At 63.2% G+C, this 25,530-nt stretch carries 22 protein-coding genes; 12 read left to right on the top strand and 10 right to left on the bottom strand.

Going from position 1 to position 25,530, the window contains the following annotated elements:
- Positions 1 to 3 precede the first annotated feature (3 nt).
- The gene (locus LFT43_RS17660; RefSeq protein WP_395799014.1) at positions 4 to 1,038 is read right to left on the bottom strand and encodes a LacI family DNA-binding transcriptional regulator; all 1,035 of its coding nucleotides are present in this window, start codon (positions 1,036 to 1,038) and stop codon (positions 4 to 6) included.
- A 240-nt stretch (positions 1,039 to 1,278) separates the two neighbouring features.
- Between LFT43_RS17660 and LFT43_RS17655 the strand changes: the two genes are divergently transcribed.
- The 4 genes from LFT43_RS17655 (at position 1,279) to LFT43_RS17640 (ending at position 6,693) form a co-directional block, all read left to right on the top strand.
- Entirely contained in the window at positions 1,279 to 2,634 is a 1,356-nt protein-coding gene (locus LFT43_RS17655) for an NAD(P)H-dependent oxidoreductase (protein WP_395799012.1), read from the top strand.
- Between the two features lie 58 nt (positions 2,635 to 2,692).
- A complete protein-coding gene (locus tag LFT43_RS17650) occupies positions 2,693 to 3,730 on the top strand; it encodes a DctP family TRAP transporter solute-binding subunit (protein ID WP_395799010.1) in 1,038 nt (345 codons plus the stop codon).
- 110 nt (positions 3,731 to 3,840) lie between these two features.
- Entirely contained in the window at positions 3,841 to 5,760 is a 1,920-nt protein-coding gene (locus tag LFT43_RS17645; protein ID WP_395799008.1) for a TRAP transporter large permease subunit, read from the top strand.
- Between the two features lie 3 nt (positions 5,761 to 5,763).
- Positions 5,764 to 6,693, top strand: a complete 930-nt coding sequence (locus LFT43_RS17640; RefSeq protein WP_395799006.1) for an NAD(P)-dependent oxidoreductase — start codon at positions 5,764 to 5,766, stop codon at positions 6,691 to 6,693.
- A 67-nt stretch (positions 6,694 to 6,760) separates the two neighbouring features.
- Here LFT43_RS17640 and LFT43_RS17635 read toward each other — a convergent pair whose 3' ends face one another.
- Positions 6,761 to 7,012: a DUF2630 family protein gene (locus LFT43_RS17635; protein WP_395799004.1), complete on the bottom strand. Its 252-nt coding sequence runs from the start codon at positions 7,010 to 7,012 to the stop codon at positions 6,761 to 6,763.
- Between the two features lie 159 nt (positions 7,013 to 7,171).
- On the opposite strand from LFT43_RS17635, the gene LFT43_RS17630 reads away from it, so the two are divergent.
- The gene (locus LFT43_RS17630; RefSeq protein WP_395799002.1) at positions 7,172 to 7,789 is read left to right on the top strand and encodes a DUF1992 domain-containing protein; all 618 of its coding nucleotides are present in this window, start codon (positions 7,172 to 7,174) and stop codon (positions 7,787 to 7,789) included.
- 10 nt (positions 7,790 to 7,799) lie between these two features.
- Here LFT43_RS17630 and LFT43_RS17625 read toward each other — a convergent pair whose 3' ends face one another.
- The gene (locus tag LFT43_RS17625) at positions 7,800 to 8,603 is read right to left on the bottom strand and encodes an SDR family NAD(P)-dependent oxidoreductase (protein WP_395799000.1); all 804 of its coding nucleotides are present in this window, start codon (positions 8,601 to 8,603) and stop codon (positions 7,800 to 7,802) included.
- A complete protein-coding gene (locus LFT43_RS17620) occupies positions 8,600 to 9,343 on the bottom strand; it encodes a hypothetical protein (protein ID WP_395798998.1) in 744 nt (247 codons plus the stop codon). The genes LFT43_RS17625 and LFT43_RS17620 overlap by 4 nt, the downstream gene beginning before the upstream one ends.
- 64 nt (positions 9,344 to 9,407) lie before the next feature.
- On the opposite strand from LFT43_RS17620, the gene LFT43_RS17615 reads away from it, so the two are divergent.
- On the top strand, positions 9,408 to 9,920 hold the full coding sequence (locus tag LFT43_RS17615) for a MarR family winged helix-turn-helix transcriptional regulator (protein WP_395798996.1): 513 nt from the start codon (positions 9,408 to 9,410) through the stop codon (positions 9,918 to 9,920).
- A 118-nt stretch (positions 9,921 to 10,038) separates the two neighbouring features.
- Entirely contained in the window at positions 10,039 to 10,341 is a 303-nt protein-coding gene (locus tag LFT43_RS17610) for a DUF4193 domain-containing protein (protein ID WP_395798994.1), read from the top strand.
- A gap of 40 nt (positions 10,342 to 10,381) precedes the next feature.
- Here LFT43_RS17610 and LFT43_RS17605 read toward each other — a convergent pair whose 3' ends face one another.
- Complete coding sequence (locus LFT43_RS17605; protein WP_395798992.1) at positions 10,382 to 11,887, bottom strand: CHAD domain-containing protein; 1,506 nt, start codon at positions 11,885 to 11,887, stop codon at positions 10,382 to 10,384.
- 559 nt (positions 11,888 to 12,446) lie between these two features.
- Here LFT43_RS17605 and LFT43_RS17600 point away from each other — a divergent pair.
- Complete coding sequence (locus tag LFT43_RS17600; RefSeq protein WP_395798990.1) at positions 12,447 to 12,746, top strand: hypothetical protein; 300 nt, start codon at positions 12,447 to 12,449, stop codon at positions 12,744 to 12,746.
- A gap of 35 nt (positions 12,747 to 12,781) precedes the next feature.
- Here the strand turns inward: LFT43_RS17600 and LFT43_RS17595 are convergent, their stop codons facing one another.
- From LFT43_RS17595 to LFT43_RS17580, 4 genes are all read right to left on the bottom strand, one after another.
- Positions 12,782 to 14,008, bottom strand: coding sequence for an MFS transporter (locus tag LFT43_RS17595; RefSeq protein ID WP_395798988.1), 1,227 nt, complete (start codon positions 14,006 to 14,008; stop codon positions 12,782 to 12,784).
- 76 nt (positions 14,009 to 14,084) lie between these two features.
- Entirely contained in the window at positions 14,085 to 14,426 is a 342-nt protein-coding gene (locus LFT43_RS17590; protein ID WP_268020368.1) for a hypothetical protein, read from the bottom strand.
- 102 nt (positions 14,427 to 14,528) lie between these two features.
- A complete protein-coding gene (locus tag LFT43_RS17585) occupies positions 14,529 to 16,241 on the bottom strand; it encodes an alkaline phosphatase family protein (protein WP_395798986.1) in 1,713 nt (570 codons plus the stop codon).
- Positions 16,242 to 16,454: 213 nt separating this feature from the next.
- Positions 16,455 to 18,629, bottom strand: a complete 2,175-nt coding sequence (locus LFT43_RS17580) for a transglycosylase domain-containing protein (RefSeq protein WP_395798984.1) — start codon at positions 18,627 to 18,629, stop codon at positions 16,455 to 16,457.
- 193 nt (positions 18,630 to 18,822) lie between these two features.
- Here LFT43_RS17580 and LFT43_RS17575 point away from each other — a divergent pair, with 193 nt between their 5' ends.
- From LFT43_RS17575 to LFT43_RS17560, 4 genes are all read left to right on the top strand, one after another.
- On the top strand, positions 18,823 to 19,107 hold the full coding sequence (locus tag LFT43_RS17575) for a hypothetical protein (RefSeq protein WP_395798982.1): 285 nt from the start codon (positions 18,823 to 18,825) through the stop codon (positions 19,105 to 19,107).
- Positions 19,108 to 19,184: 77 nt separating this feature from the next.
- Entirely contained in the window at positions 19,185 to 20,117 is a 933-nt protein-coding gene (locus tag LFT43_RS17570; protein WP_395798980.1) for a threonine/serine dehydratase, read from the top strand.
- 96 nt (positions 20,118 to 20,213) lie between these two features.
- Entirely contained in the window at positions 20,214 to 20,798 is a 585-nt protein-coding gene (locus LFT43_RS17565) for an adenylate kinase (RefSeq protein WP_395798978.1), read from the top strand.
- A 41-nt stretch (positions 20,799 to 20,839) separates the two neighbouring features.
- Entirely contained in the window at positions 20,840 to 22,711 is a 1,872-nt protein-coding gene (locus LFT43_RS17560) for a glycoside hydrolase family 15 protein (protein WP_395803146.1), read from the top strand.
- Here LFT43_RS17560 and LFT43_RS17555 read toward each other — a convergent pair.
- The gene (locus LFT43_RS17555) at positions 22,691 to 25,288 is read right to left on the bottom strand and encodes a bifunctional lysylphosphatidylglycerol flippase/synthetase MprF (RefSeq protein ID WP_395798976.1); all 2,598 of its coding nucleotides are present in this window, start codon (positions 25,286 to 25,288) and stop codon (positions 22,691 to 22,693) included. The two genes, LFT43_RS17560 and LFT43_RS17555, sit on opposite strands and share 21 nt — an antisense overlap.
- Between the last annotated feature and the right edge of the window lie 242 nt (positions 25,289 to 25,530).

Raw genomic sequence — 25,530 nt, 5'->3', positions numbered from 1 at the left:
TCCTTAGTGAATTGCGATTGGGGCGAGCGGGGCGCAGCTGTTGCGCGCCAGAAAGTCTGCTTTGACCTCGATGAAGCGGGGGCCGTCGGGCAGTTTGCCCTGCATCCTGCCCAGTACTAGTTCGAGGGAATGTACCGCGAGCATGTCCAAGGGCTGTCTGATGACGCTGAGAGGTGGTGACATGAGTTCGGTCCAAGGGTTGTCATCGAAGACGATCACGGAGAGCTCATCAGGGATCCGGATCCCGACCTGGACCAGCCTCCGGACCGAGCTTTGAACCTGGGCGGTGTTGGCCACTATGAGACCCGTCGGGGGCTGCGGCATGGCAAGAAAGGATCCCACGGCGTCTCCTCCCGAGTCGCCACGGAACGGCACGTCGCGGATGAGGAGTGGATCGACTGCGAGGGAAGCGTCCTGGTGGGCGGCCCGGTAGCCGTTGATCCTTGCCCGCCCGGTAGACGTGCTGCGAGGACCAGTCACCAGGGCTATCCGTGTATGACCGAGGCCGATGAGGTACTCGGTGGAGCGCTTCGCGGAGTCAAAGTTCTCAATGCTGACAACGTCCACATCGGCGAGTTCCTCGATGGTGCGGTCAACAAACACCACATTCACGCCCAAGTCCTGCAGGCGCGCCCACTTTTCGATGTTTCCTCCGGTGGGCGTTGCGATGACCCCGCTGACCGAACGGTCGAGGAGGGTGTCCAACGAATCGGCTTCCAGGTGCGGATCCTCTTGCGTTGTCATCAACACCACTTGGACCCCGTGGCTGCGGGCCTCCCAGACAATACGGTCCGCGAGCCGCGCAAAGAATGGGTTGGACAGATCAGTGACCACCAGGCCAATGGTGAGCGCGTGTCCTGCGCTTAGTTCGCGGGCTGCTGCCCGGGGGCGGTAACCCAGTTCATCAATGACCCTCAGGACATCCTGACGCTTTGCCGGCGCGACGGGTCCTGAGTCCGGGTTCAGCACCCGGGACACCACAGAGACCGAAACTCCCGCGGTCGCCGCGACATCGCGAATAGTCGGGGCCTTCTTCACCGCTCCTCCTTGAGGGAATCCATTGGGCGTAAGTCTTATGCTCCGGCTCCTTGTGACCGCCGTCATCCTGATGACTGCACGTGCCTTGGGGCCGTTGACACAGCTTAGCACCGGGTGGTACAAAAGTGGAACCGGTTCCACTCCGGATAGTTTTCAAGCCAAAAGCGCGACAAGGAAGTTGTCCCTCCGCCCGAGCGGCCGGGTTTCCTTCGCATCGCTCACCTATGAAGAGAGACTCCAGTGAACCTTCACAAACTCCTTGTCGACCGCGAGCAGGAAGGCCGTCCGATCAGGGTCGGCCTCATTGGCGCTGGGCGTTACGGCACCATGTACCTTGCCCAGTCCAACAACATTCCCGGGATCCACGTGGTGGCCATCGCCGACATCAACGTGAAGCGTGCTGAAGGGGCTTTCGCCCTTGTCGAATGGCCGGCCGAGCAGATCGCCCCGGATATTGCCACCGCACTCAAAGACCGCACCACGGCAATTGTGGCCAACGCCGACGAACTGTTCGACGTAGACATCGACGTGATCGTAGAAGCTACAGGAAATCCGATCGTGGGAATCAAGCACGCCCTGCGCGCCATCGAAACCAAGAAGCACATCATCATGGTCACCGTCGAGGCGGACGCGCTGGCAGGGCCTGCTTTGGCCAAGCGTGCAGAAGCGGCCGGCGTGGTCTATTCGATGGCCTACGGCGACCAGCCGGCCCTCATCATGGAGTTGGTGGACTGGGCGCGCACCTCCGGATTCGACGTGGTCTGCGCGGGAAAAGGTGCCAAGTACCTTGAGCACTACCACGAGATGAATCCGGACAACGTCTGGGAGAACTGGGAATTCTCCAAGGAACTCACGGACTCCGGACAGCTCAACCCGTACATGCACACCTCGTTCCGGGACGGCACGAAAGCGGCAATCGAGATGGCCGCCGTCGCCAACGGTGCGGGACTGGAGCCGTCGGACTCCGGGCTCAGCTTCACGCCCGGCAACGTCGAAGAGATCGCCACGATCTGCCGGCCGAGCGACCTCGGGGGCTCGCTCGCCCATGAAGGCAGCGTGGACGTCATGTCCAGCGTGAACCGCGATGGCAGCTGGATCAGCCACAACACCCAGGAGGGCGTCTTCGTCGTCGTCAAGGCCACAAACGCCTACGTTTCCGGCTGCTTCAACGAATATCCCTGGCACCCGGACCCGACCGGGCAGTACGCAGCGCTGTACCGCCCTTACCACTACGTCGGCCTCGAGCTGAACGTATCGATCGCAAATGCGGCGCTTCGGGGAATTGCGACGGGCGCACCCGTCGGTTTCTTCGGCGACGTGGTCGCCACAGCGAAGAAAGACCTCAAAGCCGGCGAGTTCCTCGACGGCGAGGGCGGATTCACGGTGTGGGGCAAGTTGGTTTCGGCCAAGCACTCGGTGGCTACCGGGGCGCTACCGGTTGCCTTGGCCCACCACGTGGAACTGCGCAACGACGTCGCCAAGGGAGCGATTGTCGGCTGGGAGGACGTCATCATTGATGATTCGCTGTCCCAGGCACTCGAGCTGCGGCGCGAAACCGAAGCGTTCATCGCCCAGGCCGCCCCCGTGGGCGCCTGACCCAACTCCCTTGCTTCCGTCATCCGGATCGCATCCTTCCAATGAAGAAAGGCATCGCATGAATACCAAGTCCCGCGCCATCACCGGAGTGCTAGCCTGCAGCTTGGCTGCAACTGCCCTCGCCGGATGTGCCGCCGCCGGCGCATCGAGCGGCGGCCAGGCCGCACCGGTCGCCAAGATCCAATTGTCGATTCCTGATCCGCTCACCTCCTCAGTGGGCGTGTCTGCCCAGCACTTCGCAGACCAGGTGAAGAAGACCTCCAACGGATCGGTGATTGTCACCGTCGTCCCCAACGGGACCAGCTTCAGTGGTGACCAGAACGCCGCCGTCACCCGCCTACAGGGCGGCTCGTTGGACGCACTGATCCTTTCAACGTCCGTGTACGCCTCGGTGGTGCCCGAAATGAACGCCATCAGCATTCCCTACCTCTTCAAGGACACTACGGAAGAGGCAGCGTTCCTGGCCGGCAAGCCAGGGCAGGACCTGAAGGACAAACTGGCCAAGAAGGACACTGTCGCGCTGAGCCTCCTCACCAGGACGGGCCGCGAGATCACCAACTCGGTCCGTCCTATCACCCAGCCTTCGGACCTCAAGGGACTGAAGATCCGCGTACCGGGCAACACGTTGTGGACCGCCTTCTTTGGCAAGCTGGGTGCCAGCCCCACCACCATGGCCTTCTCTGAAGTCTTTACCGGACTGCAGACCGGCACCATTGACGGACAGGAGAATCCGATCGAGGTGCCGTGGACCAACAAGTTCTCCGAGGTACAGAAGTATGTGTCGCTGACCAACCACATCAATGACGCCTGGGTTCTCGCGTTGTCGTCGAAGAAATGGGCAACACTCAGCGCGGACCAGCAAAAAGCGCTCACCGACGCTTCGACTGAAACTTCCACGTTCAAAACCGCTTACGACACCGAGCAGGCAAAGAAGCAGTTGGATGAACTGACGGCCAAGGGCATGAAAGCGAACGAGCTAAGCGCAGCCAGCATCGAAGAGTTCAAGGCCGTCTCGAAGAGCTTGTACCCGGATTTCTCGAAGCTCATTGGAAAAGATTTCTTCGACCAAACGGTCGCATTCACTCCCGCTAAGTAATCCTCAACCAAGGTGGGAGCCCTCATGGGCTCCCACCTCACAGACTCAGCCGTCAGCCTCACCGCTCCCGCACACCAATTCCGCTCTCAATGTCGAAAGTCTGGACCATCATGGAACACACCCTCACTTCCCGCGACCTGGAAGAGGCACTCCCGCCTGATGCCGAGGAGATCCTGCACACGGGTCACGTCGCTTCGGGCTGGAGCGGTGCGATTTGGCTGGACCGGACTTTGGAGTGGATTGTGGGCGCCGCGATCCTCGCCGAGCTCGTCGTCATCCTGCTGAATATCACGGTCCGCGTGATCACTGGCGATTCGGTTCTTTGGACCCAGGAAGTCTCCGAGATAGCACTTCTGACTATCGCCTTCATGGGTGGGGCAATCGCGTATCCCAAGGGCGCCCACATGTCCGTTCAGGCCTTGATCATGAGGCTGCCCGCCGAGTGGAAGCCCTATCTGGCCGCGCTGGTGGACTGGCTTGTCTTCGTGATGAGCGCCGGTGCCTTCGCGCTCTTCGTTCCCACGCTCGTACAGCAAATCGAGGAAAAGACCCCAATTCTCCAGCTCCCCGTGTTCTGGGTCTCCATGCCGTTTTCGGTGGGCATGGTCCTTATCGCCTGGTTCGCGCTCGTCAAGCTTTGGCGGCAGCAAAAGCGGGCCGTCCTGGTAGCGGCCGGGATCGCGGCAACCCTGGCCGCCGTCGTGCTCTTGGCGCCGCCGCTCTTCTACTATGCGCCGCCGAACGTCCTCCTTGGCACGGTGCTTGCGATTCTGTTCATCCTCCTGTTCCTCGGTCTCCCGATCGCGTTCGTGCTCGCCCTCGCCTCAGGGATCTATCTCTACCTCGGAGGGATTTCCGAGGTCAGCGCCATCCCGATCGGCATGGCCTCGGGTGCAAAGGGATTCGTGCTTTTGGCGATCCCCTTCTTCATCCTCGCCGGCACAGTCATGAACTCGGCCGGGCTCACGCTGCCATTGGCCAAGCTCGTCGACGCGCTCATTGGGCACCTGCGCGGGGGACTGCTCCAGGTGGTCGTCGTGACCATGTATATTTTCTCCGGCATTTCGGGGTCCAAAGTTGCCGACGTCGCGGCCGTCGGCACCACCATGCGCGGCATGCTTGCAGAGCGCAAATATCCGCGGGGCGAAGTTGTCGCCGTGCTGTCAGCGTCCGCCATCATGGGTGAAACCATCCCGCCAAGCATCGTGCTTCTCGTGCTTGGCTCCATCACCACGATTTCGACCACCACACTCTTCCTTGCAGGGTTTGTGCCCGCCGCATTCCTGGCGCTCGTGGTCATGGCGCTTGTGTTCGTGCGGGCACGCAAACAAGGCGGAGTGGCCAGCCCAAAGGCAAGCTGGCGGGCACGCGGTTCGGCTACATTCTTCGCCCTTCCCACTCTCCTCCTGCCCGTCGGCATGGTGGCCGGGATCCTGACCGGTTTCGCGACGCCGACGGAGGTCTCCTCCGTGGCCGTCGCCTACGCGTTCGTCCTGGCCGCCGCCTACCGCCGGGGCAGCAAACGGCTGCTCGGTGACACTCTCCGGGAAACGACGACGACGGCGGGCATGGTGCTGTTCATCATCGCTGCCGCGTCTCCGCTGGCCCAGACCCTTGCCCTCGCCGGTGTCTCGCAGCAAATCCATGACCTCATGTCCAGCCTGGGGGATTCCCCGATCCTCTTCATGCTGTTCACCGTCATCCTGCTCGTTATCATGGGGCAATTGCTTGAAGGCCTCCCGGCGGTACTGATTTTCGCCCCGCTGCTGCTGCCGATCGCCACCGAGTTCGGCGTGAACCCCGTCCAGTACGCTATGGTGCTCATCATTTCCATGGGCATAGGTTCGTTCGCTCCTCCGGCCGGCGTCGGCTTCTACGTCGCGTGCGCCACCGCCCGGGAGACCGTGGAAAACAGCCTCAAACACTTCTGGCCGTATCTGCTTGCACTCTTCGTAGGCCTCCTGGTGCTCGCGGCGGTGCCGTGGTTTAGTACCTTCCTGCCCGCCCTGGCCGGACTGATCCCGTTCTAAGCCATGACGCAGAGAACCAACGTTGAGTCGCACGTTCCCTCGTCGATTGCCCTGTTGGGCACAGGACCGATGGGCGCCCCCATTGCCCGGAACCTCATCGCTGCCGACGTGCCACTGAAACTCTGGAACCGCACGGCCCACAAGGCCAGGGCGATCCCCGGAGGGCAGCCCACCGACTCCCCGGCGGAAGCGGCCAGCGAAGTGGTGCTGACCGTCCTGCCAGACCTTCCCCAAGTCGAGCAGCTACTGCACGGACCAGACGGCCTTCTTGCAGGGTGGAAAACCGCCCGCATTGGCAACCCGGTCCTGGTGGTCCACGGCACCGTGTCGCCCGTCGCCGTTGCGGCCTTCGCCGCCGAATGCCTGAAGATCCATGGAGTAACAGTCATTGATGCCCCGCTCAGCGGTGGCACCATTGGCGCCGAGGAGGGGCGGCTCAGCATCATGGTTGGCGGCCCCGTCGAAGTCGTCGAACGTCTCGAGCCGCTCTTCGGACTCTACAGTTCCACCGTTCTGCGATTCGGGGACACTGGTGCCGGCTCCATCGCCAAAGCATGTAACCAAATCGTGGTGGCTGCAACGGTCTCTGCGATCTCGGAGGCCATGGCGCTAGCCGAGGCCTCGGGGCTGGACCTTGGTGACGTGCAGTCAATACTTGCCGGCGGCTTGGCGAACTCCGAAGTCCTGCAACAAAAGGGTCAACGCTGGATCGAGACCGATTTCGAAGGCGGCGGATCGGCAAAAAACCAACTGAAGGACTTGACCTTCATTGCGGAAACCGCAGCAAAGGCAGGGCTGAAGCTACCGGTTTCCAGCAGCGTCCGCACAGCATTTCAAACAATGATCTCGCAGGGACTTGGCGAACTGGACCATACAGGCATCTATCTCAGCATCCGCGCCTTGCAGTTATCCGCCGACGCGGCTGGCCGGTAAGACCTCTGAACACAGGACGACGACGGCGGGAGCCTCCCGCCGTCGTCGTCCTGTGTTCCTTACGGCTTCAACCGGTATAGCCCTCCACCTGTTTGGGCGGCCGTGGTTTGGCCTCGTTCGGGTTTTCCCCGTACTGCCTCTTGGCCCGCCGTTGCCGCAACAGGTCCCAGCACTGATCGAGGTCCTGTTCGATGCGCTCCAGTCTCGCGCGGTCAGGGGCATGCCCGGGTCCGGGTGGGGCCGCCTCTGCCTTCTCCCGGAGCTCCCGTTCCTCGTCCACGAGGGATCGGATGCGGTCGAGAATGCCCTTTTCGTCCATGGAGTCCTTCTTCCTGGCGTAGCCGTTACGAGCCAGCGTAATGAGGTGCGCTAAGAGTGGCCAGAGGCGGCCTTTTCAAAGGCCATCCCGGCAGTCTCCCGTTTGCGGAATACTTGGACGCAGATCCAGGATTTCGGCAAGCGAAGGCGGTGGGGAACCGTGAACGGCGACAACAGTGCGTTCAAGCGCCGGCTGGAGCGAGCCATGGATCTGCGGAATGTCCGCGCCACCGGCATGACGGCCCGGGAAGAGGCCGAACTTCTCGCCGCCGAGGAAGAGGAGCGGCAGAAGCGCAAGAGAGTGGACGACGCCGCGCGGGTGGAATACCTGATCCGCGACGCGATGGCGCAAGGGAAGTTCGACAACCTGAAGTACTCAGGCAAGCCGATCCCGGGGCTGGGGGAGCGCTACGACCCTGATTGGTGGGTCAAGGGCCTGATTCAACGCGAGCACCTCAGCGGCCTTGGCCCGAAGGCCATTCTGCTCCGCACGGAGGACGCCGAGTTGGATGCAAAGCTTGACGCCCTGTACTCGGAGAAGCAAGTGCGGGAGCTGGTGGAGGATTTCAACTCCCGGGTCATGGACGCGCGGCGCCAGCTTCAGGGCGGACCTCCGGTGATCACGAAGCCGCGCGACGTCGACGTCGAGTTGGAACGCTGGCGCGAGCGCCGGGCAGCGGTCGCTGAGGCAGCCGCCGCGGCGGCGCAGGATACGGCGAACCAGGAATCCGCCACCAAGCGCCCTTGGTGGCGAAGAGTCTGGAACGGATCCAGATAAGGCTCAGGACTCAGCGGTTCCGCCCGGTGTTGAACGCGGGCGTTCCTGCCAGCCGGCCGCCGTCGACCGCGAGAACGGTTCCGGTGACGAACGAGGACTGTTCGGAGCAGAGCCAGAGCGCGGCTGCAGCGACGTCGGCCGTGGAGCCGATCCGCCCCAGGGGCACAGCTGCTGCGACGCGGTCCTGGGCGGCCTGGCCCGCCCCGGCAAGTCGCTCCGTGAGAATGGGGCCGGGAGCGATCGCGTTGACCCGGATACCTTGCGAGGCGTAGTCGAGCGCCGCCACCCGAGTCAGGCCGCCGACGCCGAATTTGCTCGCCACGTAGCCGCTCATGCCGGCGACGCCTTGTTCGCCGGCGGTGGAAGACATGTTCACGATCGCCCCGCCGATCCCGCTTGCCAGCATGAGCTCGATTTCGTATTTCAGGCAGAGGAACACTCCGCGCAGGTTCACCGAGATTGCGCTGTCAAACTCCTCGCTGGCCCACACGGCCAAGGGCGCCGGGATCCGACCTCCGCCCGCGGCATTGTTGACCGCGGCGTCGAGCCTGCCGAAGCGGTCCCGGATCTGGACCAACAGCGCTTTCACCGAGTCTTCACTGCCAACATCCACGGGCATGGCCACGGCATTCCCGCCGTCAGAAGTAATTGCGGCAACCTGGCCGGACAAGCCTGCGCTGTCCCGCGAGGCAAGAACCACGTGTGCGCCGGCGGCAGCCAGCGCACTTGCGATCTCCGCACCGATTCCGCGGCTGGCCCCGGTGACGAGCGCGACCTTGCCGGACAGCCGCAGGTTGGAATCCGCCGTCGTCATGGCTTAGCCCGGCTTGGGTGAGGTGCGTGTGCGCGGGGCTCTTGGTTCGCGGCCGCCCGGGTGCGCGGCAGCAGGAAACCGGCAGCTATGAGCCACAGGAGGCCACCGAACCGCCCGATCGGCAGCAGGAACTGCAAGGGTTCGATCGCCATCGAAAGGAAGCTCAACTCGGACAGGGCAGCGATGACGAGGCCGGTCCAGGCCAGCCAGCGGGGCATGAAGCGCAGGATCAGGGCGGGGACGGCGATACCCGCCACCAGCAGTCCGATCCCGACCACGAAGCCCACCCCTCCGGTGATGAACGCAAGAAAAGCGAGCGCATGGGTGAGCGTGACATCCGTGGTGATTTCGGGCCGGCTAAGCAGCCAGGTCACAGAACCCGAGAGCATGAGGGAGATAGCTGCGCTGATGCCGCCGAAGAAGCCAATGGCCGGTCCGGGAACGCGCACGCCGAGCCGAAGCTGCCGGGCGTAGACCGTGGCTGCATAGATCCCCAACGGCACCGCAGAGCCGAATTGGAGCATGCCGCTTACGCGCGTCGCCGCAACGTTTTGCTGGAAGAATGCGGCCACCTGCCCTTCAGCCGCGAATGGCGAAACGAACGTTTGGCCGCTGGTGAGGATTGCGGACGTGATGAGGCTGGCAAGGAAAATGCCGAGGCTGACGAGGGCAAGAACGCCCGGGTGCGGACCGCCCGACCGGTCTGGACGGCCTTCCTCGGGACTCGAATGACTGCTCATGGGTGAACCTTTCGTAATTACGTCACTACTGAAATAGTTCACCTCTAGAATTGTTCTGTCAACCATGTATTCTGAGTTCATGGATTCAGCCAGGCCCAGCCAGCCGAAACGGACGGCTTTTCTCTTGTCGCAGCTTGGCGCCGTGGCGTCCTCCCGCTTTGCTGATCTCACGCGGGAGATCGGCCTCACGCCGAGCGACGCCGGTGTCATACGTCTGCTGGGGCGCTCGCCGGGGTTGAGCCAACGTTCCCTGGCGGACAGGTTGGGTGCCGTCCCTAGCCGCGTGGTTTCACTCATTGATTCCCTGGAGGAGCGCGGGCTCGTGGAGAGAGTGCGGAGCAGCACGGACCGGCGGAACTACGAACTCCACCTCACGGAAGCGGGCAACCGGGTATTACGTGAACTGCGCGGGATTGCCGAACAGCATGAAGCGGAGGTCCTGGCCCCGTTGACAGGTGAGCAGATCGCGCAACTTGGCCAGCTGCTCGCGCTGCTCGCAAATGGCCACGGGCTCGACAGGGACCTGCACCGTGACGTCGGACGGGACGTCCCTCGCAGCGCCAGCCGCAAGGTCTGACCGGCTACAGTGGCAGCGAAGCGTACGCGCTGATTTCGTCCCATTGTGGGGAATAACAGCGACATGGTGTATGTTGCACATTCGCTAGTCAATACACAAGAGAAGAGAAAAACCCCTAGTGGCAACCGATTACGACGAACTCCGCTCCGACGTCGCGGAATCCCAAAGCACGTCCCTTCAGGCTCTGCAGTCTGCCAACGCCCCGGACGCGCGCAGCGTAGTACGGGAGCTGGACGAGGCCGATGCTTTCGAAGGCAACGAGGTGCCCGGCGGCGAATTCGTGGCCGAAGAACTGGTTATTGCGGTGATTCCGCAGAAGGAAGACGAGTTCACATGCTACTCGTGTTTCCTTGTCCGTCACCGCTCCCAGATTGCCTTTGAGAAGAACGGCCACGCCTACTGCGTAGAGTGTGAAGGCTAAGCGTCCGCCGCTCTAAGCCTCTGCCACCCGATCCCGCTCGTCATAGGGGATGCAAGCGATTCTTCTTAGCAACCTTTTCATAGCGGGCCTCGGAGTCAGTTGCTCGCTGCTCTTCGGCAGCGAGCAAGCGGCCAAGGGCCGAATTTTCCTCCAGCGCTCCATTGGCGTCACCTGCAAGGCGAAGCAGCACCGAGCGGGCCACAACACTGTCCTGGTGCTCCCCGAGGATTTTCTGGAGCTCCTGGGCGTCACGGGCCAGCCTCACGGCGGGTTTCCGGTGGACGTCCCGTAGCGCTTCGGCTGCATGCCGCAGCCGTTTGGCGTCTTTGCGGACCTGGTGCAATGCGGTGTCGTGTTCGACGCCGGTCTGCCGGGCCGCTGCTTTCTGGGACCGGCGCAGCCGCTTGATCGCTTTGCCGGCCAGCTTGGCCGTGACACGACGGGCCTTCTTTCCAGCACGCGGTCTTGTCGGAGGCTCGTCGCGGAACTTCTCCAGCTCCTCCAGAAGCCGGAAGTAGCGCTCCGTTCCCAGGGAGCGGAGTGTTTCGCGATATCCCGAGTTGAAAGCGGCCTCGAGCTCGTCCGTGATCTTGGTGGCAGCCGGACTGGACAAGAGGACATCGGGTTGGTCATTCAGCAGTTCCCCGATCCGGTCCCGCAGCACTTCGGCATCGCGGGCCTTGCCCAGCACCGTGCTCAGCCATTTCAGTTCCGTCTTGAGCTGAGCAGTCGCGTCGGCGTCGAACAACCTGCCGTAGGTGGACAACACGGAGCGGAGCCGGCGGCAGGACGAGCGCATTTGGTGAACGGCGTCGTCGGCGCCTTGCCGGACTCCGGGATCCTGCGCCGTGATTTCGGCGATCTGTGCGGCGATGTAGGCAACCACTGCGTCCCCGGCGGAACCCTTCGGGCGGGCTTTTGGCGGTGCGGGCACCGCGGGAGGCCAAGCAGTGCCGAACGCACGGGCCAGTTTGGAAGGATGTCCTGAACGGGTGGCACCGGCCTGCGACAGGACGTGCTCGGCGCTCTCCAGGAGGGCTTCGTCGCCGTGGACAAGTTCGATTTCCCACTCCCGCCATTGCCTCTCCAGTTGCGCCGGGTGCAAAGTCTCGGCCGTCACGTAGTCATCCACGAAGTCGGCCAAGGTCATTTCCTCGCTTCCGTGCAGCCGATGCAGGGTGCGGCGGGTATGGATCCGCGCCACCGGCCTAAGCTCGTGGCCGCGCGTGAATACGAGCAGCTTCTCGGCCAGTTCCTCGGGAACGGTCTCAGGCTGTCCAAGCGGCGCATGGATCTCCACACGGCTATCCTTGTCAGCCGGAAGCTTCAAATGCCAGCCGGAATCTGCGCCGCCGGTCCGGCGTCGCAAAGTGATGCGATGCCGGGCGAGGATGAGGCCTTCGGTGTCGAAGTAGACGGCCTCAAGTTGATGATCGGCGGGGTCAGCGACCTGTTCGACGCCGGTAATGTCCCCGAACGCGGGAAGGGGCGTCTCAATATCAGCGTCATACTTGCGTTCGGTTTCCACGAATTCCTGGGTCGACATGTCGCTTCCGCCCTTCTCGTTGCTGTGGCACCTATAGGCATCCTCCCACCGGCCCTCCTGCGGGAAAAGACTTGCGCTGGCGCCCGTTGTAGGTAGGTTGCGGCCGCGGGAGAGACCGGTTCTTCCCGCTTGAGTTCCAGCGCACGTGGGGCGCGATCGGCTCGGCTTAGAGCCGGATGTCCTTGCCGTCGGGCATCTCCCGGGATTGTCGAATCCGGCCGGGTTGCCGACTATCTCTTGCATCGGTGAACTTTCCGTCCCGCTGCATCCGTCTCTAGACCGGAACCGGCTCAAGCCCTAAGATCACTCTGACGGCACCAGCCCTGCGCTGAGCGATGTCCGTCACGGTCTCACCCTTAAGTGTGAGCGCCGGGCCCGTTCCGCGACTCAAAAAGGTCTTGGGCGGGCCCGGTGGACCTCCACAGGTCCAGCTAACCCGAGCAGGCCCTACGACGGCGATACTGTAGAGCGATTGCCGCGATAGTTACCGAGTAATTACTCGTAGATGGGTGACGGCAACCCGACAACGGAGGATGCTTGATTGTTGGGAGGGAAAATCATGACACGAGATGTGACTCATTTCGACCACCTTTCGGCGTGGACCGAAAACGACATGAAACCGGCCGCCGGCAAGCTTTTGCGTGGCGATAACATGCCTTCCGATGCACGGGAAAGCAGCCGTCCCTCGCCCCTGGACTTCCAGATCCCTGACGAACTGGACCGTGCCTTGGAGTCGGCTTCCCAAACGCTCAGCCTTACGCCCAGCGAGATCTTGCGCGAGGCCCTGTCCGAATGGCTGGGCAGTCACGGACAGCCGGCCACCGGCCATCACCCGTTCGGGAAACACACCGCGCTGTAACGTGCGCCGGACTGCAGGTCATGGAGCCGCAGTCCCTAGTGCAGGCGGTCCTGAGCGGCGTCTCCGTGACGTGCCGATCGGAATGGCGACGCCGCCAGGAACACCGCTGCCACGACGAATCCCCCGATAGCGATCCACAGCGTCGGTTGGTACCCGATTGATACCGCGAGTAGACCCCCGGCGGGCGCGCCGACCACGATCATCGCCCGGTTCGCGGACCGTATGGTGGTGTTCATGCGTCCTTGGAGGTGGTCCGGAGTAACCGCCTGCCGGTAACCCATCTCGTTCGCATTGCTCAGCCCGAGGGCGAGCCCGTAGAGGGCTTGGCCCGCGGCCAACACGAGAATCACGAACCATTTCTGTCCGCTGCCGGTGGGCACGACGGCGATGATCGCCCAAGCGATCGACATGAGGCTATTGCAGATGATCACCGCCCGTCCCGCTCCCCATCTCATGCCGAACCTGGTGGAGAACGTGCTTCCGAGCAGCCCGGCGACGCCGGCCGCGGCCAGGGTGATGCCCAGCTCGAACGCAGACAACCTCAGTTCCAGCAGGACGAATGCAACGAACACCGTTCCGAGCACGCTGTTGGAGAGGAACCACACGTGGGATCCGATCGCCATCGGTGCAAGAACCCGGTGCCTGTAGACCCACCGGAGTCCTTCGGCGATCTCGACGCGAAGATTTCGCAGGGACGCGTCAGATCTCTCCGCGGGCTCCGCAACGCGAATTCGGGAGATCGCCAGCGCGGAAAAGAGATAGGACACGGCGTCGGCGAGGACCGCCACGGGAGCTCCGAGAAGCGTGACCAGTCCGCCGGCTACGAGGGGACCGGAGGTTTGGGCGACGGCATCGCTTTGGTCGGCCCTGGCGTGGGCCGCCAGCAGATCCTGCTTAGCCACGATCCTTGGGAGGAACGACTGGGACGCGGCGTCACCGAAGAGGGAAAACATGCCGAAGAAGGCAACGAAGACGATCAGGACAACGAGGTTCAGCCATCCGAGCGCGTAGAGAAGCGGAATGGCCAACAGCAGGATGCCCCGTGCGAGGTCGGTTCCCACGAGTATGGGCTTCCGTCGCCGCCGGTCGACGAGCGCGCCGGCGACTAGCCCGAAAAAGAGATAGGGAAGCCACCGGGCAGCGTTCAGGAGGCCGACGTCGGTGGCAGTACCGTGAAGCGATTCCACCACCAGGACCTGCAGCGCCAGCGTGGTGACGTAGGTTCCGAAACCCGACACCGTGTACGCCGACCAAAAAGCCACGTAGCCGGGAATCCGGAAAACGTCCCGAGGGCTGGGCGTCCGCGGCCAGCCCTCGGGTACGGAGCGCAAACTGCCCTTAGCTGCCGCAGTACTTACCGTAGTTGGTCCCGGCGTTTTGGTAGTCGGCCTTCAGCGTGTTGAGCTTCGCGGAATCCGGGTTGTCCTTCACGGACTCGTCCAGATAGTCCACGATCGCCTTCAGCGTGGGCTTTAGCTCATCCGAGGAAACGGCCACGATGGGGCGGATCTGGTTCGCGAACCGGATCATTCCGGTCTTGTCGGTGCTGTTCGTGGGGTTCGAGATGACGGTCTTGACCCGGCTGCACGTGTCCGCGGTGCTCAGCTGCTGCGGTGCGGAGCAGGCTGAAGCGGAGAGGAGGAGCCCGGCCGCGAGCAGGGTTGTGGTGATTTTCTTCATGGTTCCCTCAGTAGTTGCTGACGTTTGATTGTAAGCAGACCTCGCGTGGCGCCCAATGCGGATTTAGCGGCCGGGCCCCTCCAGTGTTTGTTTTGCGCCGGATTAGCGCTGGGGGAGGACCTTGGTCCCTTCGATCTGCACGGCCTGCAGCTTGTTCGGATTCAGTCCGAGCGTCTTCAGGATGGTCGGCGCAATCTGGGTCGTCTCCACCGAGCTGGTCACTGTCCGGGCATGTTCGTCGTTGGCGCCGGAGACCACCAGCGGCACGTCGCGGTCGTCCGCGCTGGCTCCGCCGTGTTCGGCGATCTTGGACTTGCCGCCGGTGTAGACCACGCCGGTCTGGGCGATGCCCAGGATGTCCGGGTAACGGGAATCGCTGGTTTGGGTGCCGAAGTAGCCAGCAACCTCGCTGCCCGCGTAGATCGTGCTCAGCCCCGATCCGGTCACCGTCTTGGCGGCGCCGTTGATGTCATTTCCGGCAGCCGAGTGAGCTGCCAGGTAGTCCTTGGCGAACTGCGCCGCTGCCTGCGAGTGGTCCGAAAGCCACAACTGCATGATGTCGTCGTCCGTGGAGAACGCCACCAGGTCGGCTGAGCCAGGGTGGGCCGACTTCCATGCTGCGTTCAGGCCGTCGATGATTGCGCTGTCGGGCACCCTTGTCAGGGCTGCCGGGTCCATCGGGGACTGTCCGTGCTTGGCCGAGAGGATCACGGTGGTGTCCTTTGCGTGGCCCGAAGCGGCCAGCGCGGACTCGAACTTGCCCACCGAAGCGTTGACGAAGTCAAGCGCCTTACTCAGGAGCGGGCCTGGAACGACGCCGCCCTGGAGGTAACCCCCGGCGAGGCCGTCCGACGTCGGGAGCTTCTGTGCCGTTGAGACGGACTGGAAGTTCATCCCGAAAATGGCCGGTACGGCGGCCGCCTTGGTGCCCGAATGGTCCTTGCCGCCGATTTCGTTGAGCACTGCCTGGACCTTGTAGCCGTCGTACTGCTGGGTTGCGGCGTTGTCCTTAGTCCAGTCGCCGCTAAAAGGAGCGGGGGCAATACTGTTGATTTCGGGGGTGAACAGATCGTCCAGGCCCTTGCCTGAGGGGCCGTTCAGGATTTCGTAGGCCGGGTGCTTGTCCGACCAAGCCGTGGTCAGGCCGGCGCTCTTAGCCACTTCGAAAACGGTGTTGACCTTCAAATACTGGTGCGGGTAGACAGGCTCGCAGCTCGCCGGGTCAACCGGGAGGGCTGCGGGGTCAAGGAGTGCGCCGGGCTGTCCCGTCATGTTCAGGATGCTGGCCGGAAGCCCGGGCAGGCCCTGGCCGGCGTCGAGGGCGTTCTGGTTCTTGTCTGCGGCTTCGGTGAATGCCACTTCGGCGCCGGGCGCGGTGTTCTTGCAGTCAGTTGTGCCCGCGGGCAGCAGCGTCCTGTTGAAAGTGTCGTCATAGTAGACGCCGGTGGTTCCGGGATTGCCGCCAGTCAACTGGCCGACCATGCCGGGAAAGGAGTCCGAGGGCACCGGGGTCTGGGCGTGCGTGTAGCTGGTGCCGTGATTGACGAGGGACGCAAGGGCCGACGTTGGGTGGTTCTTCACGTACAGATCCAGGTCCTTCTGGTGGAGGCCGTCCACCGAAAGCAGCAGGACATGCTTTGAGGTTTCGCCCTGGCCGCCCTGGCCCTTGTTGCCATCGGATCCCGGCTGGCCCTGGGCGTCCTGGCTGCCGCGGGAAGCATCGTCGGCCACCGCTGGCACCATTGCGGATCCGGCCATCAGCACGGCCCCTAGAACCGTTGCCACGGCAAGCCCGTTTTTCTTCGCTGTCTTCATCGGAATAAGACCTTTCGCTATGCGTTGCTCATCGACTGAAAGTGAGTCCCCGGTCGATTCTTGCCGCGCGGAAGGGTACCCGTCCCGCTGTTTTCACGTCACGCTGAAACGTTCACGGCAGGTTCAATCAGAAGTAGCCGAACTCTTCCGGAACTCACAGGAAAGACCGCGTACCCCCGGGGTGGCCGGGGGTACGCGGGTTTATGTTGAAGCTCACGGCGAAGGACGCGGAGTCGGCGTTCCCACCATCGACGCCGGCGGCGCCGGGAAGGCAGCAGTAGGGTAGAGCCCGGCCACTTGCGTCATGTAGTTGGCCCATTGCGGCCCAGCTAGCATGTAGCCGTCGACGGCGGTGTAGAACTTGCCGTTGATTGTCACGTTCTGTCCCGCTCGGCTCTGTCCCGCCATAGTGTCGCCGAAGAAGGACGCCGTGGCGAGCCCCGTGGTGAACCCGACTACCCAGGTGGACCCGTTGCTATTGTTCGTTCCCGTTTTCGCGGCGGTGGGGAACAGGTCCTGGACTTTGGGTTGGATGTAAATGCCGGAGCCGCGTTTGAGGACGTCCTGGAGGACCGCGTCGACGCCACGGGCAACCTCGGGTTTGATGGCGTCCCGGCAGGAACTGGTTTGGGCGGGCAGCCTTGCGCCGCCGGGGTCCACCACACTTATAAGGGCGATCGGCGAGCAGTACTTGCCGTCGTTGGCGAATGTGGCAAAGGCGTTCGCCAGCACAAGGGGGGCTACTTCGGTGCCGCCGAGGAGGTTGCCCAACTGGTGCATGTTCACGGGCGCGTTGTCTACGCCGCTGTGGAGACCCACAGCGTCCACCACTCTTTGGATACCGCAAAAGTCCAGTTGCGATGCCTCGGCAAAAGTGGCGGTGTTGATGGAGTTGTAGAGCCCGTAGTTGGCGGGCATCGGCCGGTAGTATCCCTCATCGTTGTTGCGGAGATCGTCCGCGGTACCGAGCCCGGCGATTTTCTGGGCCGTACTGTAGCCCCCCAGCACCTTTCCGCAGCTGGATCTCCAAGGGAATCCGAGTGGATACACCCTCCGCGAGGCGTCCACGGTGGTCGTCATGGATTTGCCTTCGTTGAGCCACTCCGTAAAAGTGAACGGTTTCATCGCGGAACCTGGCTGGAACCCGCCGGCTCCGTTCAGGTCATTGCCGTTGGCGTCCACCGAATCGACGTTAAAGTTGAGTTGGGTATCGAACTTCCCGGGTTCAGGGAGGAACACCGTGTTCTGTGCCATGGCAAGGATCTTGCCCGTGCCGGGCTGCACCGACACCAAGGAGGCGCCCCATTTGTCCGGGTTTGCCCCAGCGGTGGCGTTGACCTGGCCCTGCGCCACCGCCTGTAGCCGGGTGTCCAGCGTTGTGGTGATCGTCAAGCCGCCGCGGTACAGAAGCTGTTCCCGGTCCGCGGGGCTGGCACCGTACGCGGGGTTGTTGAGGATCAGGTGGGAGATGTAGTCGCAGAAGTAGGGCGCTATGTCCGCGGCGGCACAGCCCTGCTTTGCAGGAGTGATGGTGAGCTTGATGGGGGTGGCGACGGCCGCCGCGTAAGCCGCCTGCGGGATCTTGCCCTGCGTGAGCATGTCAGCCAGCACCAGGTTGCGGCGTTGGACGGAGTTGTCCGGATGGACGGAGGGGTCGAAGTAGCTCGGACTGTTGACCAGGCCGGCGAGCAGGGCCGCCTGTGGAAGGCTGAGGTCCTTTGCGGAGACGCTGAAGAAGTGCCGCGCTGCGGCTTCGATGCCGTACGCGTCCCGGTTGAAGAACACGATATTCAGGTAGCCCTCAAGGATCTGGTCCTTCGTGAATTTCTTCTCCAGTTCAACGGCGAGCTTCATCTCGCGCAGCTTGTCACCGAGGGTTTTCTGCCCGCTGAGCACAACCTCCTGGGTCTTGCCTGCCGCCAAGCGGGACTCGTTGAGGACGTTAGTCACGTACTGCTGGGTCAAGGTGGACGCGCCTTCCCTGGTGCCCTTGGTGAGGTTGGACGCTAATGCCCGGAGAATCCCTTGGGGGTCTATTCCGCCGTGTTCGTAGAAGCGGCTATCCTCGACGGCGACAATCGCTTCCTTGATGTAGGGCGACATCTGGTCGAGGCTGACCCTCACACGGTTCTCCGCATAGAAGGTGGCGATCGTCTTTCCGTCGGAACTGAGAACTTTGGTGGACTGCGACGGCGAATTGACCACCAGATCGCCCGGAAGATTCTCGAAGTATTGGATCGAACCGCTGACGGCCATGCCGCCGGACGCCACGCCAGGAACCACCAGGCCGGCAGCGAGAACACCGCAAACGGCGCTCACAACAAAGAATCCGATGACCCTCCAGAGGACCGCGGCCAAACCACGTTTTCGACCGTTCTTCGACGCCATATTTCCAGCTATCAACCGTGCGTGATTCAAGATTACGCCGCCATTCCACGCGTCAACTAGGCCCGAAAATCCGTGGCGACACGGGCAACACGGTTATGTTCGTCACTTCGCCCGCGTGCTGGCGGGGATCGGTGTTTTGCCGGATGCATACTGATGATGTTCGGGTGCGCGATGGAAGGCAGGTGGGCGGCCGGTGGAGACTTTGACGGCTGTTGTGAGGAGCGAGTATTTTCCGGCGGGAGCGGTGCTCGTGGGCGTGGTTTTGTTCTGGACGATCGGGGTGCTTGGCGGATTGTCCTGGTTGAGCGGAGGCCAGCCGCCCCTGGCCATCCTGACGTGGATGATCTTCATCTACGGTGTGGTGGTGCTTTCTCCCCTCGCCGGAATTTGGGCCGCAGTGGATCTTGTCCGCCGCTGGTGCCGGAACCGGCAGGCGCGCCAGCAGCAGCCGGGAACGGCCGACGTCGAGTCCCTCTGAATCCGCACGCGATAGCCTGAGGTCAGGCCCTGCCTGAAACCTGCCCGGGATCTGCCCGAACGGAACGAGGACTCCCCATGATCACACGCGTCGACGTCGATGAAGCGGCTGCCCGGATTGCCGGGAGGATCCGCCGCACGCCCGTTTTCGAGGCGGACGCGGGGACGGTGCTTGGGCAACTGTGGTTCAAATGCGAGTTCATGCAGCACACGGGTACGTTCAAGGCGAGGGGTGCCTTCAACCGCGTCCTGGCCAGCCGGGAGCGTGGCGAGCTGAAGGACGAGGTGGGAATCGTCGTCGCTTCAGGAGGCAATGCCGGGCTCGCGAATGCCTATGCCGCAGCCCAGCTCGGTGTCCCCGCAACGGTTTTTGTCCCCGAGACCGCACCGGCCGTCAAGGTCAAGAAACTCAAAGCCAGCGGCGCCACGGTGGTCCAGCGCGGGACCGAGTACGCCGAAGCGTTTGAAGCCGCATTGGCCTACGCCGAGGAAACCGGTGCCGTCTACTGCCACGCGTACGACCAAGCCGAAATCGCCGCCGGGGCAGGGACCGTGGGCTCGGAACTCCTGGAACAGCTGGGCGAAGTAGACACCGTCGTGGTGGCCGTCGGGGGCGGCGGCCTCATGGCGGGAATCGCGGCCGCCGTCGAAGGACGCGCCCGGGTTGTTGGCATCGAGCCGGACAACGCGCCTACCCTCCATTCGGCCCTGGCCGCAGGGATGCCGGTTGACGTCGCCGTTTCCGGGATCGCCGCGGATTCACTCGGGGCCCGGCAGATCGGCCGGATCGGTTTTGAGGTGGCCGTCCGCACGGGCGTCCGGACGGTCCTGGTGTCCGACGACGACATCGCCGCCGCGCGCTCGCTCCTCTGGGAGGAGTACAGGATCGTCGTGGAACACGGCGCGGCCGCCGCTTTCGCTGCACTGAACTCGGGAGCCTACGCCCCCGCAGAAGGGGAACGCGTGGCTGTGATCCTTTGCGGCGCCAACACCGACCCCGCCACGGTCTGAAGAGGACCGCCCCGGCCCTGCCGCGAGCGCTCCGAAGTTGCTAAGCTCTAGCCCAAATGCCGGGGCACGCAAACTGCTTCACGAACGGACAGTGACATGACGCGATTGATCATCATGGGCCCTCCTGGCTCGGGCAAGGGTACCCAGGCTGAATACATCGCCAGGCATTTCGGAATCCCTGCGATATCCACAGGAGATATTTTCCGCGCCCATGTGGGAGGCAAGACCGAACTTGGGGCGGAAGCCAGCAAGTACATGGACAACGGCGAATTCGTTCCGGATCACGTGACCAATGCCATGATCCGGCAGCGGCTTGGCAATACCGATGTCCAGGCAGGGTTCCTCCTGGACGGCTACCCCCGCACCACGGCACAAATAGAGGCACTCGATGGCATTCTGGCCGGAAACGAGCAGCAGCTTGATGCGGTCGTCGAGCTGGCAGTCGACGACGACGAACTGGTGGAGCGGATGCTTCGCAGGGCGCAAGAGCAGGGCCGCAGCGATGACACGGCGCCGGTGATCCGCCGTCGTCTGGAGCTCTACCGGGACGAGACGCGGGCGGTGGTTGCGCGGTACTCCGAGCGCGGAATCGTGCTCGCAGTGGATGGTTCCGGCCAACGGGAAGAGATCACGGCCAAAGCCATTGCCGCCATTCAATCAGTGCTAGGGAAGGGACTGTGAACGGTCAACCGAACACCGGCCAAAGGATCGAAGACTATGCAATGATCGGGGACCTGCACACAGCAGCCTTGATCAGCACGGCAGGCTCGATCGACTGGCTGTGCCTTCCACGTTTCGATTCGCCTGCGTGTTTCGCAGCGCTCTTGGATTCTCCCAACGCAGGGCGCTGGCTCCTGGCTCCCGAGTCCGGGGGCACATGCACGCGACGCCAGTACAGGGACGGCACGCTCATCCTGGAGACGGACTGGGAAACCGAGGAAGGGCATGTGCGGATCATCGACTTCATGCCGCCGCGCGACGCCGTCGCGGACATCGTGCGCGTGGTGGAAGGGATCCGCGGGACCGTCAAGATGCGCGGCGAGCTGATACTGAGGTTCGACTATGGACACGTGGTGCCCTGGGTGCGCCGTGACAGGCATGGTCTCCGCGCGGTTGCCGGTCCTGACTCCGTCTACCTCAAGACCCCGGCGCCGTTGATAGGTAAGGACTTCACCACGGTCAGCGAGTTCACGGTGAACGCCGGTGACCACGTCCCCTTCGTCCTGACCTGGGCGCCCAGCCACGAACGGCGGCCACGCTCTGTCGAGGCAGACATCGCGCTTGAGGACACTGCAGGATTCTGGACGGATTGGTCCAAGCGTTGCACCGTCCGGGGGCCTTACCGGAAAGCCGTTCAGCGATCCTTGATCACGCTGAAGGCCCTCACCTATGCGCCTACCGGGGGCATTGTTGCCGCCGCCACCACCTCGCTCCCCGAACAGATTGGCGGGCCGCGGAACTGGGACTACCGCTATTGCTGGCTGCGTGATGCCACGTTGACCCTTCAAGCGTTCCTGGCCGCGGGCTATACCGAGGAGGCCAGCGCGTGGCGGGATTGGCTCCTGCGCGCTGTTGCGGGCGACCCGGCCGACCTCCAGATCATGTACAGCTTGCACGGTCGCCGGCGATTGCCCGAGACGGAGCTGACGTGGCTTGCGGGATACCAGGGTTCGAAGCCGGTGCGAATCGGGAATGCGGCAGCGGAGCAGCTTCAGTTGGACGTGTGGGGAGAGGTCCTGGACTGCCTGTCCCTGACCCGGGCATCGCTGATGACCATCGGCGATGAGTCCTGGGCTATCCAGATCGCCTTGATGCGCCACCTTGAGAGCACCTGGGACCAGCCGGACAACGGACTTTGGGAAGTACGCGGCCCGCGGCGCCACTTCGTGCACTCGAAAGTGATGGCCTGGGTTGCGGCTGACCGGATGGTCCGGGGAATCCGTGAATCCGGGATGCCCGGTCCGCTAGATCGCTGGGAGGCTTTGCGGGACACGATCCATGACGAAGTCATGACCCATGGATTCGACGCCGACCGCAACACTTTCGTCCAGTCCTACGGGAGCAAGGAGCTGGATGCAAGCCTTCTCCTGATCCCCAAAGTGGGCTTCCTGGCCCACGACGATCCGCGCGTGATCGGCACCATTGACGCCATCCAGCGCGAGCTGACGGAAGACGGCTTCGTGCTGCGCTACCGTCCGCAAGACAGCGACGACGGATTGCCGGGTGAGGAGGGCGTGTTCCTCGCGTGTTCCTTCTGGATGGTGGACGCACTTCTGGGGGCCGGGCGCCGCGTGGAGGCAACGGCGCTCTTCGAGCGACTCCTCGCCTTGCGCAATGATGTGGGGCTACTGAGCGAAGAATGGGACGCACATGCTGGCCGGCAACTGGGAAATATGCCCCAGGCTTTCAGCCATTTCGGCTTGGTGCTCAGCGCCTTGCAACTGCACCACGGCAAAGCGCACCGTAGCAATGCCCCGATTGGCGGGGCACCGCCGTCGGGATCCTCTGCAGTGACTTTAGAAGCGCCGTCCTCAGAGGCGCCGTCGGCGGTTTCGGGGACGTCGACGGCGGCCCTAGGGACGGCGTCGAGCTGACGTTCTGGAGCGTTTAGGCCAGCGGAAGATCCGGCCGGCCAAGGCCAGCCCCGCTCCGAGGTTGATCATGGGCAGGTAGGCCCGTGCGACTGCGGTTCCAACGGCAGGCAACGAAGCGGCGTCGGGGTAGAGCATGTAAAGGGGCTCGTACCTAGGCTGGAACTTTGCCTTGAAGGCCAAGAGGGATCTGAACCCATACACCGGTTCCAAAGTCGCGCCCAACCAATCGAGCAACCGGTCAAGGCTGCCGGGAGGCCGGGATCGTGGCCTTGGGCGAGGAATTTCGGAAGGATCCTCGGCGATCCGTGCCAGGGGTGCTCCAGAGAGGCTGAGGAATTCGCATCCTTCATCCTTGAGGCTGAGTGCCGCGGAAGCGATGAGGAATTCGATGCTGGCACGGAAGCCGCCGCTGCGGCGACGCATGAAATCGAGGGTCCAGCCAACGATGTGCCCGTTGCGGTATACGGGCAACCAGGAGGTGACTGCGTGCACGGTGTGGCGCTTGTCGATTGCAAGCAAGCAGCGCACCTCGGGGTCGTCGAGCTCGTCCAGGCTGCCCAGGGTAAAGCCCATCTCGGGCATGTTCCTGTCCGCTACCCATTCTTCGGAGATTTCCTCGATCTGGACCTGGACGGAGAAAGGAGCAGAGGCGTAGCTCGTCCACTCGTAATGGACGCCCTCCTTCGCTGCGCTGTTCAGGGCTGTGCGGATGTCCTGGAACTTCTTTCCCTTGAAGGAAATCGAATGCAACGGCAGGATCGTTTCCTGGGCTACCTGGGCGGAACTCCAACCGGAAGAGTCCGCATGATCGCGCAGTTCCTGGGGCACTGAGTAGAAACACGGCGTCCACCCATTGCCCCGGCAGTGGCGGGCAAATTCCGCAAAGGCGGCGCCCATCTCGGATTTGGGTCCCACGGGGCCACCAAGCGTGAGCGCAACTCCCGTGCTGACCCGGTACGCGACAAAGGACTGTCCTGAAGCGGAGAACCAATACGTGTTTCCCGGCCATGTTGTCATCCAAGACAGCGAGCTGCCTTCCCACGTCTTGATGATCTTCCGCGCCCGCTCGGTACTGGCGTCGTGCCGGGTGTGGGTCTGGTGAAGGAAAGTCTTGAATATTAGGACACCCGCAATGGCCCAAAAGACGACTCCGACGCCCTCGTAGACGAGAACGGCGGTTGTGCCCTGGGGGAAGAAGGCTGGAGGCAGGTCCAGCACGAAGCCCAGTGGAAGGAAACGGTCGGGGACATCCGCTAGTAGATCCGGCAATCCTGGAACAGGGGAGAAATCCTGGGCGAGGAGGAACCCTGCACCCACGTAGACGACACTGAGCACAGCCGCCATGGCAAGAACTTGGACGGCAAGGTGCTTATAGGTTCCGGCCGGTGCCGTGACGTGGAACAACCGCCGGGTCGCGAGCAGGACGATGGTCAGCGCCAGAGGCAAGAGCAGCGGCAGGGCCAAGGTGAGCGGCTGCGAGGAGCCTGACCCTTCGATGGCGCCGATCCCCTCGCTTGCCCCTGTGTCCGCGGCAGTTGGCTGCAGGACTCCGGCGAGGGCAATTCCTGCGAGGACGGACAGGCCCACCTGGATCAGCACCGTCCCCATCCATGCAAATCGCCGTCCGCGACGGAGGCCGTCTGCGAGCAACAGGAGGAGGAACGACGGGAGGATGGCCATGAAGATCCCGCCGGCCCCGGCGCGCAACTGCAGCTGGGCGACGGCACAGTCCTTCGCCTGCGCGGGATGTGCACAGAGGGTCTGGAGCGCTTGGGAGTCCACCGGCTGGATGTTGGTGAACAGGAAACGCAGGATGGACAGCGGCCCCACGGCATGCGGGACGAGGCCGGCGACCACCGGTCCGATCGCCGAGGCGGCAATGAGCAACGAAAGCAGTACCCGGCCCTCGTGCCGGGTACTGACCGGGCGCCCGAGCCGCGGACGACGTCTCAGCAACAGTGGGCCGAGAACCGCGCCTACCCCTGCGGCGCCGAGCCTCACGAGATCCGCGAACCCTCCGCTGTACAGCGCCAGGAGTAGCAATAAGGCGAAGACGGCCAGCCGGATGCGGCGCCTCCACAGGGTTGCCATGGACGCAGTCCCCGCCATGGCCGTGCCGATGATGAAAGCACTCGGACCCATGAAGAGGTGGCTGCCCATCTCCCGCGTCCAGCTTCCCAGCAAGCCTTGGGCCAGGCCCAGGAATCCAAGGGAAGCGCCAACGCCCAGAATCTGGCTGGAGACGGCAGCGATTGCGTACGCCCGCCATCCCATTCGCCGCTCCAAGGGCACCCCGAGCACCAGCACCAGGACGGTTCCAAACACGTACTCCGTCAGGTCCCTCGCCCAAAAGGCGGAAGCCAAGACGGCCCACCAGTGATCTGGAACCGAGTGTGGCGTCGCTGCGACCTGGAACCGCAATTGCGCATCCGGTCCAGTGGCAAGGCTCGACGTCAACGCGCCCAATCCCCAGAAAACGATGACAAAACCCAAGGTGAGCCGTGCGGAGCGCAGTCTTCCAGCCCACGATGGCCGCACTGGGACGTCGGGGAAGGGCTCGGTTCCCGGCTCGTGCACGGGGTTCCTTTCAACGCACCAGAAGGATTGGGGGCCAAATGAAATTCTTCCACACCGGCCGTCCTACGAGGATAGGTCCCACTTCGCCGTGACCTTCCCCGTCCCGATCCAATAGACTCCGACGTAGGCAGGCCGTCGGGTTGATTCCGTTCCCTACAAATAGCCCACAAGTATCAATGGACAGTTGTCTTCCACGTTTAGGCCAGCAGAGTTCAAAACCAACAGAAAGCAAGTTCGGGACA

Source organism: Arthrobacter sp. FW306-04-A (assembly GCF_044358315.1).
Taxonomy (GTDB): domain Bacteria; phylum Actinomycetota; class Actinomycetes; order Actinomycetales; family Micrococcaceae; genus Arthrobacter.
This window is presented reverse-complemented; position numbering and strand designations above follow the sequence as displayed.

Coding starts and splice junctions, on each gene's coding strand:
- LFT43_RS17650 (WP_395799010.1), top strand. CDS start 2,693: ATGAATACCAAGTCCCGCGCCATCACCGGAGTGCTAGCCTGCAGCTTG.
- LFT43_RS17645 (WP_395799008.1), top strand. CDS start 3,841: ATGGAACACACCCTCACTTCCCGCGACCTGGAAGAGGCACTCCCGCCT.
- LFT43_RS17640 (WP_395799006.1), top strand. CDS start 5,764: ATGACGCAGAGAACCAACGTTGAGTCGCACGTTCCCTCGTCGATTGCC.
- LFT43_RS17635 (WP_395799004.1), bottom strand. CDS start 7,012: ATGGACGAAAAGGGCATTCTCGACCGCATCCGATCCCTCGTGGACGAG.
- LFT43_RS17625 (WP_395799000.1), bottom strand. CDS start 8,603: ATGACGACGGCGGATTCCAACCTGCGGCTGTCCGGCAAGGTCGCGCTC.
- LFT43_RS17620 (WP_395798998.1), bottom strand. CDS start 9,343: ATGAGCAGTCATTCGAGTCCCGAGGAAGGCCGTCCAGACCGGTCGGGC.
- LFT43_RS17615 (WP_395798996.1), top strand. CDS start 9,408: ATGTATTCTGAGTTCATGGATTCAGCCAGGCCCAGCCAGCCGAAACGG.
- LFT43_RS17605 (WP_395798992.1), bottom strand. CDS start 11,887: ATGTCGACCCAGGAATTCGTGGAAACCGAACGCAAGTATGACGCTGAT.
- LFT43_RS17600 (WP_395798990.1), top strand. CDS start 12,447: ATGACACGAGATGTGACTCATTTCGACCACCTTTCGGCGTGGACCGAA.
- LFT43_RS17590 (WP_268020368.1), bottom strand. CDS start 14,426: ATGAAGAAAATCACCACAACCCTGCTCGCGGCCGGGCTCCTCCTCTCC.
- LFT43_RS17585 (WP_395798986.1), bottom strand. CDS start 16,241: ATGAAGACAGCGAAGAAAAACGGGCTTGCCGTGGCAACGGTTCTAGGG.
- LFT43_RS17580 (WP_395798984.1), bottom strand. CDS start 18,629: ATGGCGTCGAAGAACGGTCGAAAACGTGGTTTGGCCGCGGTCCTCTGG.
- LFT43_RS17570 (WP_395798980.1), top strand. CDS start 19,185: ATGATCACACGCGTCGACGTCGATGAAGCGGCTGCCCGGATTGCCGGG.
- LFT43_RS17565 (WP_395798978.1), top strand. CDS start 20,214: ATGACGCGATTGATCATCATGGGCCCTCCTGGCTCGGGCAAGGGTACC.
- LFT43_RS17560 (WP_395803146.1), top strand. CDS start 20,840: ATGATCGGGGACCTGCACACAGCAGCCTTGATCAGCACGGCAGGCTCG.